The 13,712-nt window shown below is 74.5% G+C and carries 8 protein-coding genes; 4 read left to right on the top strand and 4 right to left on the bottom strand.

Features of this window, described 5'->3' with window-relative positions; genetic code table 11:
• The first annotated feature begins 92 nt into the window (after window positions 1–92).
• The gene (locus tag AC2A1K_RS08810) at window positions 93–1,979 is read left to right on the top strand and encodes a glycosyltransferase (protein WP_483895942.1); all 1,887 of its coding nucleotides are present in this window, start codon (window positions 93–95) and stop codon (window positions 1,977–1,979) included.
• Between the two features lie 443 nt (window positions 1,980–2,422).
• Window positions 2,423–4,528: an acyltransferase family protein gene (locus AC2A1K_RS08805; RefSeq protein ID WP_483895941.1), complete on the top strand. Its 2,106-nt coding sequence runs from the start codon at window positions 2,423–2,425 to the stop codon at window positions 4,526–4,528.
• Window positions 4,529–4,549: 21 nt separating this feature from the next.
• Here AC2A1K_RS08805 and AC2A1K_RS08800 read toward each other — a convergent pair whose 3' ends face one another.
• The gene (locus tag AC2A1K_RS08800; RefSeq protein ID WP_483895940.1) at window positions 4,550–5,290 is read right to left on the bottom strand and encodes a class I SAM-dependent methyltransferase; all 741 of its coding nucleotides are present in this window, start codon (window positions 5,288–5,290) and stop codon (window positions 4,550–4,552) included.
• 26 nt (window positions 5,291–5,316) lie between these two features.
• Window positions 5,317–6,555, bottom strand: coding sequence for a glycosyltransferase family 4 protein (locus AC2A1K_RS08795; RefSeq protein WP_483895939.1), 1,239 nt, complete (start codon window positions 6,553–6,555; stop codon window positions 5,317–5,319).
• Between the two features lie 155 nt (window positions 6,556–6,710).
• Between AC2A1K_RS08795 and AC2A1K_RS08790 the strand changes: the two genes are divergently transcribed.
• Window positions 6,711–8,438, top strand: a complete 1,728-nt coding sequence (locus AC2A1K_RS08790; protein WP_483895938.1) for a hypothetical protein — start codon at window positions 6,711–6,713, stop codon at window positions 8,436–8,438.
• A 71-nt stretch (window positions 8,439–8,509) separates the two neighbouring features.
• Entirely contained in the window at window positions 8,510–11,722 is a 3,213-nt protein-coding gene (locus AC2A1K_RS08785) for an arabinosyltransferase domain-containing protein (protein ID WP_483895937.1), read from the top strand.
• Here the strand turns inward: AC2A1K_RS08785 and AC2A1K_RS08780 are convergent.
• Window positions 11,719–12,423 carry a class I SAM-dependent methyltransferase gene (locus tag AC2A1K_RS08780; RefSeq protein ID WP_483895936.1) on the bottom strand — a complete coding sequence of 235 codons (705 nt, stop codon included), beginning with the start codon at window positions 12,421–12,423 and terminating at the stop codon, window positions 11,719–11,721. The two genes, AC2A1K_RS08785 and AC2A1K_RS08780, sit on opposite strands and share 4 nt — an antisense overlap.
• Window positions 12,420–13,706: a lipopolysaccharide biosynthesis protein gene (locus AC2A1K_RS08775; RefSeq protein WP_483895935.1), complete on the bottom strand. Its 1,287-nt coding sequence runs from the start codon at window positions 13,704–13,706 to the stop codon at window positions 12,420–12,422. The genes AC2A1K_RS08780 and AC2A1K_RS08775 overlap by 4 nt, the downstream gene beginning before the upstream one ends.
• Window positions 13,707–13,712: the final 6 nt, after the last annotated feature.

Here is a 13,712-nt window from a genome sequence, read left to right as displayed (position 1 = left end):
GCGCACCGGGAGGAGCGCGGGAGGCGTCTCCTACGCTGAGACGTGGCCGACGGGTGACCGCCCGACCACGCACCGCCGGGGAGCACGCACCGATGACCGACGTCGAGACCGCCCGCACCGCCGAGGGCACGACGCGTTCCGGACGCGCCGTGGTCGCCCGCGGGCTGTACGCCGGGCCGACCGCGGACACCCCGGACGACATGTACGTGGAGATCGTGCGCGGTCGCGCCGAGCGTCGCCGGGACCGGATGCGCGTCGGCGAGTTCAGCCACGTCAGCACCAACACCTACTTCGGGCGGTTCCCCGCGAGCTACTGGCAGCGCTGGGCCACCGCCACCGAGGTGCGGTTCGAGGGCCGGTTCAGCGGCCGTGGCCGGGTCATGCTGCGGGCCTCCGACACGAACGGCGTGCCGCGCACCCTCGCGGTCCACGACACCGAGGCCGAGGACCTCGCGCTGTCGGCGACGCTCGACCGGTTCCTCGACGGCGGCGGGCTCTGGATCGAGATCACGACCGACGACGCCGAGGTCGAGCTCTCCGACGCCCGGTGGACGGTGGCGGCCCCGGTCACGAGCCGGCACGCCTCGATGGTGATCTGCACGCACAACCGCCCCGTCGACTGCCTCAGCACGCTGCGCACGGTCGTCGACGACCAGGACGCCCTCGCGGTCCTCGACCGCGTCCTCGTCGTCGACCAGGGGTCCGACCGGGTCGAGGACCAGCCCGGGTACGCCGATGTCGCGGAGGCGCTGGGCGACCGGCTCCGCTACATCACCCAGAGCAACCTCGGCGGCGCCGGCGGCTTCACCCGCGGCCTCTACGAGCTCGTCGAGCGGGGCACGGACCCGCAGACCGACGTGCTGCTCATGGACGACGACGTGCGGTGCGAGCCCGAGGTCGTCGTGCGCCTGACCGCGTTCGCCCGGCACACGGCGGTCCCGACCATCGTCGGGGCGCAGATGCTCAACCTCCTGCACCCGACCCAGGTCATCGCCGGCGCGGAGTGCGCGGACTTCGTCGACCTCGCGTGCGGGCGTCGACCCGAGGGCGCGGTGGGCGAGTCGGACGTCACCGGCTACTTCCCGGACGGCACCAAGAACGTCCAGGACCGCCGCGTGGACGCCGACTACAACGGCTGGTGGGCCTGCCTGATCCCCGCCGAGGTCACCCGCGCCATCGGCTACCCCCTGCCCTTCTTCTTCCAGTGGGACGACGTCGAGTACGGCTACCGGGCCCGCGCCCACGGCTACCCGACCGTGACGCTGCCGGGCGCCGGCCTCTGGCACGCGGACTTCATGTGGAAGGACTGGGACGACTGGCGGCGGTACTTCAACCACCGCAACGGGATGATCACCGCGGCCCTGCACTCGGACTTCCCCGTCCGCCGGGTCGGCAAGACCGTCGCCGACCTGCTCACCGCCTACCTCCTGGCGATGAACTACGGGCTCGCGGCGACCCTGATCAAGGCGGTGGACGACTTCCTCGCCGGTCCCGACGTCCTCACCGACGGCGGGGTGAGCGCCGCGTTCAGCATCCAGGAGGAGCGGCGGCGCTACACCGAGACCACGCTCCACGGCGTGCACGAGGTACCGGACCTCGCGAGCGTCGAGATGCCGATCGCGCGCGCCGGCTTCGAGCCGTCCCGTCCGGGCCTCGTGAAGCTCAAGCGCGCCGTCCAGCAGGCGACCGGACGCGTGCCCCGGCACGGTGGTCTCATCGGCGCAGGCGAGGCCCACTGGTGGCACGTCTCCCTCTTCGACCGCGTGGCCGTCGTGGACGCCGGGGAGAACGGCGTGCGGCTGCGCCGTCGCGACCGCGACCACCTCAGGACGCTGACGGGCGAGAGCGCCCGGGTGCTGTGGCGGTTCCTCCGCGAGGGCTCGGCCGCGGCCGAGCGCTGGCGCGCGGCGCGCCCCGCCCTGACCACCCCGGAGAGCTGGGGACGGCTCTTCGGTACCGACGAGAGGGACGGTCGCTGACATCACCCTCGCGGTGATCCGGCCACGACGCGGCATCCTTCCGGCGTGACCGTGCTGGGGCGACGGCGATCGGCGGAGGAACGACCCGCCCCGGGGACGGCCCCGGGGGGATTACCACCCGCCGGCACCGATCCCGGCGCGGTGGCACCTGGAGATGGCCCGGCGGACCCCGTCCCGGCGACTGACCGATCATCAGAGCGCCCGGGTTGCACCAGGTGCCCGCCTCGTCCGGAGGGCTGATGCCCCGGAGAAGGTGGTCTCGGCCTCGTCCGGCGTAGATCGGGTACCGACCGGGTAGAAGATCGACCACGACCCTCGGTGCTGTCCCTGCGCCGCGGGCGGATTCGTCCGCCCTGTCCGTCGGAGCGGATCGTGTCCGAGTCGTTGCTCCGAGTGGACCCCGGTGTGCGGCGCATCGAACGGGAAGGGCACAGTCCGAGGCGATGACTTCCACGGCTCACGGGTCGGCGCGGGCAGGAGGCGACGTCCCGGCGGACGGCCTCGTGGCCGGCGGACGACCCGGTGCCGCGGGCTCGGGGACCGCCCGCCAACCCAGTGACGGCTCGCGGTTCCGCCCCGAGATCGAGGGCCTGCGGGCCGTGGCGTCGCTCCTCGTGGTCGTCTACCACGTCTGGATCGGCCGGGTCTCCGGCGGCGTCGACGTGTTCTTCGCCCTCACGGGGTTCCTCGCGGCGGGGCAGCTCGTGCGCGCCGCCGAGCGGGGCGGGGTCGACCTCGTCCGCCAGTGGGGCCGGACCCTGCGCCGCCTGGTCCCGCCGGCCGCCGTGGTGCTGGTCGGCACGGTCGTCGCGAGCCTGCTCCTGCTCCCCGAGTCGCGGTGGCCGCAGACGGTCCGCGAGGTCGTCACGTCGGCCTTCTTCGTCGAGAACTGGCAGCTGGCCGCCGACTCGGTCGACTACTACGCCGCCCACAACACCGCGAGCGTGGTCCAGCACTTCTGGTCACTGTCGATCCAGGGCCAGTTCGCGATCCTCTTCCCCCCGATGGTCATCCTCGCCACCCTGGCCGCACGACGGGCCGGGGTCGCCGGGCGTCCCGCCGTCGTCGCGCTCCTCGTCGCCGCCACCGCGATCTCCCTCGTGTGGTCGGTCGTCAGCACGGCGACCGACCAGACCTACGCCTACTTCGACTCGCTCACCCGCGTCTGGGAGTTCACGCTCGGCGGGCTCCTCGCCCTCGGGATCCACCGGATGCGCCTGCCCTCCTGGGCCGGGCTCGTCCTCGGCTGGGGCGGCCTCGTCGGTCTGGCGGCGTGCGGGATGGTGCTCGACGTCGAGGGCGGCTTCCCCGGCTACCTCGCCCTGTGGCCGGTGCTGTGCGCCGCGGCCGTGATCGTCGCGGGCGACACGTCGCACCGCCTCGGCAGCGCGCGGTTCCTCTCGTCGCGCCCGATGCAGTACCTGGGCAGCATCAGCTTCCCGCTGTACCTCTGGCACTGGCCGGTCCTGACCCTCGCCCTCGTCACCTTCCACACCGAGGAGCCCGGCCTCCGCCTCGGGGTGGCGGTCATCGGGACCTCGCTGCTCCTGGCCGCCGCGACCCGCCACCTCGTCGAGGACCCGCTGCTGCGCCGCGGACGCCGCCGGCCCGGGCCGCTGCGCGACTACCGCGTCGCCGTGCTGGCCCTCGCCCCGGTGCTGGTCCTCGCGCTCGCGTGGCATGCCGTGACCAGCGCTCGCGCCGAGCCGTCCGGCGTCGTCGGCGACCTGAACCACCCGGGCGGGATGGCCCTGCAGCCGGGGTTCGTCGACCGGGGCGCGCGGGACGCCGAGCCCATCCCCCCGGCGGTCTCCGCCTACGAGGACTGGGTGAAGTACGAGGAGCCCGAGAACGGCTGCCACAACCTCCCCGAGCAGCAGGCGCTCCAGCTCTGCACCTACGTGCCGGCACCGGACCCGGCGGCGCGGACCATCATCGTCGTCGGCGACTCCCACATGGCCCAGTTCCTGCCGGCGGTCGGGCCGATCGCCCACGAGCGGGGCTGGCGGGTGCAGACGCTGATCCGGCCCGGCTGCCCACTCTCGACCACGTCCGAGTCGAACATCGGCGAGGTCGACTGCATCACGTGGAACCAGCAGACCCTCGACGCGCTCAGCGAGCTGCGTCCCGCGCTCGTCGTCGCGCAGGCGACGCACAACGTCCGCGCGGGACGCACCGAGGCCACCCCGCCCGGGATGATCGAGGCCTGGAACCGTCTGGCCGACGGGGGCCTGCCCGTGCTGGGCGTACGCGACAACCCCCGCTTCGACCACGCGCCCCCGAGCTGCGTGGACTCCTACGGGCGTGCGGCGCAGGAGTGCGACGTGCCGCGCTCGGACCTCTACCCGAGGATGTCCGCCCTGCCGGCCGGGACGCCCTCGACGGTGTCGTTCCTCGACCTCAGCGACTCGATCTGCCTGCCCACGACGTGCCCGCCCGAGATCGGCCGCGTCATGGTCTACCTCGACGACAACCACCTGACGGGGACGTTCACGGCCTCGCTGGCGCCGGTCGTCGGCGACCGGATCGCGACGTTGATCGACCGGTGAGCCGGCGTCCGACCCGAGCGGCTAGGGGGCCGTGGCGCCGCGCGTGACGTAGAGCCGAGAGTCCCACCGGGTGCCCGCGCTGGTGTCCGGGTCGGCGGCGAGGACCTCGCCGCCGCAGGAGCGCACCAGCGCCCGCACGTCGGCCTCGGAGGTCCCGTGCATCTCCATCCCGCGGCGCAGGCGGTGCAGCACCGGGCGCGGCAGGACGCGCAGCGCGATCCCCGCGGCGTTCCACCGGGGGGCCGTGGGCAGCTGGAACACGACGAGCCCGCCGGGCTTGGCGATCCGGTAGAACGCGCGGACGTAGCGGTGGGCGAGCTCGCTCGGCATGTGCTGGAGGACCCGGCAGGTGTAGACGAGGTCCGCCGATCCGGGCTCGACGACGGCGAGGTCGGGGCCGGTCGCGAGCCGGAAGTCGCACGCCGGCGCCTTGACGATCTCGCGCGCCTTCTCGAGCATGGTCGGCGAGATGTCGAGACCGATCACCTCGTCGAAGCCCGCTGTGGCCAGACCGTGCGAGAGGCGGCCCGCGCCGCAGCCGAAGTCGACGGCGCGGCCGCGGGCCGGGTCGGCGTCCAGCTCGCCGAGGCGGGAGAGCAACGTCGCGATCTCGGTCGCGCCGGTGGCGAGGAAGTCGGCCGGCGCCCAGCCACCACCCTCCTTGTCCTTGTCGGTGAGGACCGCCCAGAGCGGGTCCTCGCGGCCCAGTCGGGTCCAGGTCCGCGAGACCTCGTCGATCCCGGCGTCGGGTTCGGTGCTCAAGGACTCCTCCGGAGGGTCGGCGGGGCTCAGCGCCCGGTGGCCTTGGTGAAGACGGCGTCGTAGGCGTCGAGCACGGCGTCGACGCTGTAGAGCGACGACACGGCGGCGGCGCCGGCCGCCGTGTCGTGCGGCTCGTCGCGCAGGCGCGCGAGCGCGGCGGTGAGCCCGGCGACGTCCCGAGGCGCGACGACCGCGCCGAAGCCGGTGTTCTCGACGACGGTGCGCACGCCGGGCAGGTCGCTCACCAGCGCGGGCACGCCGGCCATCATCGCGACCACCTGCACGATGCCGAACGCCTCGAAGGCGTTCACCGAGGGCAGCGCGAAGACGTCGAGCGAGGCGTAGAAGTCGTCGAGGTCGTCCTCGGGGATGAAGCCGAGCATCTCGACGCGGGGATCGTCGCCGATGTGCCGGCGGACCCGCTGGACGACACTGCCGCCCGCGACGTCGACGTAGTCGCCGCCGATGAGCAGGCGCGCGTCCGGGTCGTCCAGCGCGAGGAACGCGTCGACCAGGTGCTCGAGCCCCTTCTCCTCGACGATGCGCCCGAGGAACCCGACGTGCAGCCCGTCGGTCCTCCGGTAGGTCGGCCGACCCGTGCCCCGGGGCGGGCACGGCGGCGGGATCGCCACCATGCCGCCGTGGATCGACGGCCACATGCGGCTGTGCTTGGCGTAGTCCTCGCTGGACACGACCGCGGCCGCCGACCGCCGCAGCGCGACCCGGCTCGAGAAGTCGATGGCGCGGTGCTGGGCGGCGTTGACGAGACGGAGCGCGCGGGGACCGTCGCCGGTGGGCAGCGAGACGTCGCAGTGGTAGGTCGACACCACCGGCGCGGGCGACAGCCGCGCCAGGAGACCGCCCTCCACGAGCGGGAGGTGCAGGTTCACCACGGTCGACCGCGCCATCTCGCGCAGGGCGAGGCGGGTCAGGTTGAGGCCGATGGTCCCCTTGCCCACCTTCGCGAGCACCGGGGCGCGGATCACCTGGACGCCGTTGAGGACCTCGTGGGTCGGCAGCGAGGGGTCGTGCTTCGACGCCACCACGCAGACCCGCTTGCCTCGGGCGGCGAAGCCTTCGGCGAGGTCGCGGGCGACGTTGGTGAGACCCGAGACGTACGGGCTGTAGTAGGTCAGGACGATGCAGAGGTCGTGATGGCGTCCGTCGTCCATCGCCCCCTCCGTCCCGGCCCCCGACGCGCCGTCCTCGGCCCCGAGGCCGGGCTCGGCGGGCTCACCGGCGTCGTCACGGTCCGGAATCGGCATCGACGTCACTGTAGAGGGGTCACCGGGCGACTCCCGCCACGGGCGTCCCGTGTCGCGGACCCGGGCCCGTGCCCGGCGGTGATCGCCGGAGCGACGGCACGCCCGAGAGCGCCCTGCCGTCGGAGGACCCTGCCGATACGGCACGCTTGGGCGGCGTGACCCTGACCGAGCCCGTCACCGCCCCTGCGGTCGACGTCGGTGCCCGTCCGGCGCATGCCCGGCGCGGGGGCTGGGTCCTCGCGGCCGCGATCTACGCGGTGGCGTCGCTGGCGTTCCACCACCGGGCGCTGCCGGACCTGACGCACCGTGCGACGGGGTGGGTCTCCGCCGACAGCGGCCTGTTCACGTGGTGGCTCCGATGGGTGCCCTGGGCGCTGGGACACGGGCAGAACCCCTTGTTCACCACGTGGATGGGCGCGCCGTCGGGCGTCAACGCCCTGTGGAACACGAGCGTCCCGGTCCTCGGTGTGCTGCTCGCCCCGGTGACGCTCACGGCCGGGCCGACCGCGGCGTTCAACGTCGGGATGCTCCTCGGTCCGGTCGCGTCCGCCCTCGCGTGCTACCTCGCGCTGCGCCCATGGGCGCGGAGCTGGTTCGCCCGCACCCTCGGCGGGGGCCTCTACGGGTTCGGGCCGTTCGTCGTCGCCCACGCCGCGGTCGGCCACCTGAACCTCGTCTGGGCCGTGCTGCCGCCGGTCCTGCTGTGGGCCGTGCGCGCGGTGCTCGTGGAGCAACGACGGCCGTGGCGCGACGGGGCGCTGGTGGGCCTGGCGATCTCCCTGCAGCTCGGGATCTACACCCAGACCGTCGCCCTCGGCGCGGTGGTCGTCCTGGTCACTGCGGTGGCGCTGGCGCTGCGGTGGCCCCGGCTCGTCGCGCAGCGGCTGCCCGCCCTCGGCCGGTCGCTGCTCGCCGCGTGCGGGGTCGTCGCCGTGACGTGCGCCTACCCGCTCTGGCTCCTGCTCGCCGGACCGTCCCGCCCCCAGGGGCAGATCCGCCGCCCCGAGACCACCGGCGCGGACCTCGCCGGGCTCGTCGCCCCGCCCCCGCTGCTCAAGCTGCCGCTCGGGTGGGAGGGCCTCGGCAGCCGGCTCTACGCCACGCTGCCCTCGGAGGCCTCGGCCTACCTCGGGATCGCCCTGCTGCTCGTCTGCGTCACGACCACCGTGCTGGTCCGTGAGACCGCGGTCCGCCTCACCGCCGCGGTGGGGGGCGTCGCTCTCGTCGTCTCCCTCGGCCCCCATCTGCGCGTCGCCGGGATCGACACCCCGGTCCCCCTGCCCGGAGCGGTGCTGCACTCGGTGCCGCTGGTCGGGCAGGCCGAGCCGGTGCGCTACGGGGTGTTCGTGGCCCTCGCGGTGGCGGTGCTGGTCGCCGTGGCGTGCGACCGTGCGCTGCGCACGCCGCCCCGAGTGCGGATCCCCCTCCTCGTCGCCGTCGTCGTCGCCGCGGCGACCTGGCTCCCGTCGGACTCGCAGCAGGTCACGGACGCGACCTCGCCGGCGTTCTTCGCCGAGGGAGCACCCGGGCTGTCCACCGCCGACGTGGTGGCGACGGTGCCGCGCACCTCGGGTCATTGGATCGGCGGAGCGCGCCCGATGCTGTGGCAGGCCGACGCCGACTTCGCCTACCGGCAGGCCGGCGGCTACTTCATCGGGTCCGCGCCGGGCCGGCCGCTCATCCTCGAGGCACCCGCGACGGCGTTCGACCGGCTCGGGGGCGACCCCGCCGCCGCCCGTCGCGACCTCGACCGGCTGGGCGTCACCGTCGTGCTCGTGGTGCCCCAGCCCGACGTCGACGTCCCCACGGCGGTGCGCTGGACACGCGCCGTCACGGGTGTCCGCGGGGAGGTCCGGGACGGTGTGTGGGTGTTCCGCCGCTGACCCACCGGAGCGTCCGCTCACGCACCGTGGTTGCTAGCGTGCCTCATCCCCTCCACCACCCCGGAGTACCGGTGACCACGACCTCGCAGCCCGCGGGCGGCGTGATCCGACGTGGCACGGCCTGGAGACCGTCGTGGCCCACGGTGGCCACCGTCGCCGGCGTGATCGCGCTCCTGTGCGCGGTCCTGCTCCCGTTGCTGCCGGTCAGCGTCTCGCAGCCCGAGGTGAGCTGGCCGCTCGATCCCGCCGACCCGCGGCCGACGACGCTGCAGCTGACCACCCAGCGCCCGCTCGCGCTCGACGTCCGCGCCGACTGCCGCGCGGCGCGCGCGGCCGGCGGCGACGGCCGCGGTCCGGCGCTCGGCGCTCCCGGCGACGGGCTGCTGCTCGCCACGCTGCCGCCGCTGTCCTCGGCCGCCGGAGTCGGCCTGCAGGCCACGGTGCGCGGCGACCGCCTCACGGTCGTCTCGCGGGGAATCCCCCTCGCGGACGTCGCCCTGCCCGCGGGGGCCTGCACGATCGGCATCGCGGGCGACCTCACCGGCACGGCGGTGACCCTCGACGGCCGGGTCGTGGGCCGGGCAGGGCCGGCGTCCCTGCCCGACGTCGACGCGCTGGTGTCCTCGGTGCCGCCGTCCCCGGGAGGCGCCGGCATCGGTGTCCGCGTGACGGTCGACGACCAGTTCTCGACGTCACCGACCCCGGTCAAGACCGCCGTCACGGTGCTCCTGCTGCTGGCCGTCGCGGTGGTCCTGGTCGCGCTGTGGGCGCACGACCGCGCGGCGCGAGCCGCCCGGTGGGACGTCGAGGACCGCGACCGGCGATGGCCGCGTCTGCGCGTCGCCGACGTCGTCGTGCCCGCGCTGCTCGTGCTGTGGACGTTCATCGGGCCCATGACCGACGACGACGGCTACTACGCCGCCATGGCCGCGAACGTCCCGTACACCGGCTACGTCGCGAACTACTACCAGCTCTACAACCAGGGCTTCACCCCGTTCACGTGGATGTACTACGCGCTCTCCTGGTGGCAGGGCGTCGCGGGCGTGAGCTCCGTGGCCCAGCGGATCCCCGCCCTGTTGCTGGGGCTGCTCAGCTGGGTCCTCCTGCGCGCGTACGTCGCCCGGGCCCTCCCCGCCGGGCCGGGACGCATCCGGGCCGTCGCCCTGCACACCGTCCTGGGCCTCGCCTTCGCCGCGTGGTGGCTGGCCTACGACGTCGGCGTGCGCGCCGAGGCCGTGGTCGCCACCAGCGTGATCGCGAGCCTGCTGTGCCTGCGGGTGGCCCTGGAGCGCGACCGGTGGTTCCTGGTCGGGCTCGCCGTCGCGGTCGCGACCTTCGGCGCCACGGCGGCTCCGACGGGGTTCGTGGCGCTCGCCCCGCTGCTGGCCTCGATCCCCGCGGTGTGGCGCCGACTCGGCGAGTTCGGCGTGCCCCGGAGGGTCGCGACGTTCGTCGCCCTGGCCTCGCCCGGGGCGCTCGTCGGTGTGCTGGCGTTCGCCGACGGATCCCTGCGGGACTTCACCCGCGCCCAGCAGATCTTCCTGGGGATGCAGGGCCAGGAGACCTGGTACTCCGAGATCGTCCGGTGGACCTTCCTCTTCGAGGACGGCAGCGCCATGGGCACCTACGCCAAGCGCTACCCGGTCCTGCTCGGACTGCTCGCGCTGGTCTGCCTACTCGCCCTCGTCGCCGCCGCCCGTGGGCGGGACCTCCGCCTCCCGCCCCGGCTCACCGCGGCCACCTGGACGCTGCTGCTCTCGTTCGCCCTGCTCTGGCTCACCCCGAGCAAGTGGACCCACCACTTCGGCACGCTCGCGACCGTGGGCCCGGCGGTCCTCGCGCTCGCCGCGGTCGGCATCCCGGTCCTGCTCCGCGAGCTGTGGCCGCCCGGAGACGACGGCGGTGACCGCGCGGTGCCCCGCCCCCGCACGGCGGTGACCGTCGGCGTCGGGCTCGCCGTGGTCGTCCTCGCCGCCCTCGCCGGCCACGGGAAGAACGCCTGGCCGTACTCCTGGATGCTCAGCCTCCCGGACGCCTACGAGGTACCCCGGGTCGCCTTCTTCTCCTTCGACCAGCCCGTGTGGTGGCTCGTGGGCGGGCTGGTGCTGGCCGGGCTGACGGCGGTGGCGGTGCGCCGGTGGGCCCCGTCGTGGCGACCCCAGGTCCCGGTCATCGCGGTCTCGCTCACGACCGCCGTGGTCCTGCTCGTCGCCACGACCTACCTCGTCGGCGGCTTCGTGCTGGCCACCGCCCGCACCATCGACGGCTACTCCCCGTGGGCCGACTCGCTGCGCGACCCGTTCGCCCGGAACTGCGGGGCGGCCCCCTGGATCGAGGTCCTCGACCCGGCGACCGCGACCGCCCTAGCGCCCCGCCCGGACCTGCCCGCCCCACCGCCCGGCGGCACCGGCGGCACCGGCGGCACAGCGGCCTTCGTGCCGGGCGGATGGTTCCCGTCCCACCCGCCGCCGCCCACCGGCTCCGAGGCGTGGGGCAGCTTCGTCGCGCCCCCCGCCGGTCCCGGTGCCGCGTACGGGTCGGACGGCACCGTGGGCGGGTTCTCCACCCCCTGGTACGCGATCCCGGCGGACCGCCCGGGCGCGGCGATGACGACGTCGGTGTCCGGGCGCACCGGGGACGGCAACAGCTTCCGGGTCGAGTACGCCGGCGTGGTCGACGGCCGGGTCGTGCCGGTCGGCGGGCAGGAGCTCGGCCTCGACGACGAGGGCGGTGCCGTCGACTCGACGACGTGGCGCTCGGTCCTGCTCGAGGGAGCGGACGGGCCACCGCCGGGCGCGACGGTCATGCGCCTGGTCGCCACCGACACCTCGGTGGACCGCGGCGGCTGGCTCGCGCTGACGGCCCCCAGCGTGCAGCGCTGGACGTCGCTGCCGGACTACCGCGACCCTGGCGAGGCGACCGCGGTGAGCTGGCAGTACGCGTTCCTGTTCCCGTGCGAGCGCAAGCCCGTCCAGGCCCTGGGCATCAACGAGCCGTCCACCCTCGCCCTCGTGTGGGGGCAGGAGCCGCTCGCGTTCCGCACCGCCGACATCTGGCAGACCGGGCGCGGCGGACTCTTCGTCCAGAGCCTGCGGGACTCGGAGGTCACGTCCCTGGTCACCCGGTTGAAGGTGGCGCCCGACGCGACGGCGGGCCAGGTCTACCGGCTCGCGCCGCTCGTGCCCCTCATCCCGGCCTACGCGGTCGACCCGCGCCGGGTCGTCGTGTCGGGCTGGTCGCCCGCCCCGAACACCACGATGTCGGTACCGGTGGAGCAGCCCTAGTTCCCGTCGGCCCGCCGGAGGACGAAGACCGACGACTCGCCGGTGCCCGGCCGCAGCACCAGCCGACCGGACAGGAACTGCACGAACGCGGGCACGGCGTACCGCGCGGCGTCGAGCAGCTTCGGGAGCCGGCCGTACGGCACGTCCCACAGGCCGTCGGTGCCCTCGCGCTCGACGTGGAAACCGTGGTCGACCAGGAACTCCCGCCACTGCGCGTGCGGCTTCAGGTTGATGTGCGTCTCGTCGGCGAAGCCCATCCAGGCGTCCCCCGCGAGGCGGCGCCCGCGACCCGCGGGGTCGGGCATCACGACGACGGCGTGACCGCCGGGCCGCAGGACGCGCCGCCAGGTCGTCAGCGTCTGCGTCGCCACCGCGTCGTCGAGGTGCTCCAGGACGTGGATCGCGGTGAGCGCACCGAAGCCGCCGTCCGGGAGGTCGGCGGGGTCGGTCGCGATCGTCGCTCCGGGCGCGTTGCGGCGGGCGGTGCGCGCCGAGTACTCGGAGATCTCGAGGCCCGAGGCGGACCCGAGGGCCGAGAGCCGTCGCACCAGGTGACCGGTGCCGCACCCGAAGTCGAGGTACGGACCGCCCGCGGTGTAGCGACCGACCAGCTGGGTGTACCACCGCAATGCGGGCCGGTCGTCGGCCTGCCCGTTGGCCAGGTAGTACTGCTCGTCGTACTCGGTGCCCTCGCCGGTCACGCGTCGTTCCCCTCGTTCGGACGGCGGCGCGAGACCGCCAGGATCAATCCACTGACCAGCGCACCGACCGCGCTACCGACGGCGAACGCGACCTCGCCGGACAGCACGACACCGGGCACGAGCCAGAACGTCACGCCGGCGGTCACGAGCCCGGCGGTCCAGCTCAGCGCGACGTCCCGGTGCCGGGCCCGGGCCACGTGGACCTGGGTGACGACGACCAGGCCGATGTGGGCGAGGACGCCGCACAGGATGATCGCGAGGTCCAGGCCGCCGATCGTGTACTCGGCACCGAAGACGAGCGAGACCAGCGGCGGGCCGATCAGCAGCGCGAGCGGCACGCCGACCGCGGCCACGGCACCGAGCGCGGCGACGCCCTTGAGGAGCAGGACCAGCACCTCGCGCCGCCGGTCCGCGGCGATGAGGCGGGTGAGCGTCGGGACCACCGCCGACTGCAGCGGAACCACCATCGACAGCGGCGCCTTCGCCAGCGTGAAGGCGGCGACGAAGACGCCCGCGGCGGCCTCGTCGGCGTCGGAGGCCTGGGCGACGACCAGCACGGGCAGCCCGTTGAGCAGCAGCTGGGCGCACACCGAGCCGACCAGCAGCGGCATCGCGTCCCGGGTGAGGCCGAGGACCGAGACGGGCGGCGCGTCGGCCGGCGCGGGCTTGCCCCAGGCGACCGCGCGTCGCCAGGCGGCCGGCAGCTGCGGAAGGTGGGCGAGCGCGATCGCGACGACCAGCGCCCAGCAGAACGCGGCGGCGTCGGCGCCGCCCACGAAGAACACGACGACGGCGAGACCGAGCCGGAGCACGGCGTCGAGCACCATGACGGCGGCGTGCCGGACGAGGCGGTCGGTGCCGATCAGCGTGCCGCGGACCAGGAACTGGCCGCCGGACACCAGGCAGAGCGCGACGAGGGCCAGCAACGCCGAGAGGTTGCCGTCCAGCGAGCGGGAGACGATCGGCAGGGCGAGGGCGAGCACGGCCAGCGCGATGCCGGCGAGCACCGCCGACGCGGCGGTCGCCGCCCGCAGGAGGGCGCGCCGGTCACCGGGGGACGGGAGACGTCGCGCGAGCTCCTGTTCGAGCGGGAGGAAGGCGCCGAAACCGAGAACGAGGGCGATCGCCCAGAACGAGCCGAACGTGGCGTACTCGGCGGGCGGCAGGGCCCGCGCCACGACGGCCAGGTAGACGTTGACGATCAGGCCCGAGACCAGGACACCGAGGCCGGCGGCGCCGACCAGCCTCCTGGCCCCGACCTGACCGGGAGCCCGGTCGCCCACGGCGAG

The organism is Actinomycetospora sp. 2LY8.5, from assembly GCF_057180585.1.
The sequence above is the reverse complement of the archived record's forward strand: the minus strand, read 5'-3'. Positions and strand labels throughout refer to the sequence as shown.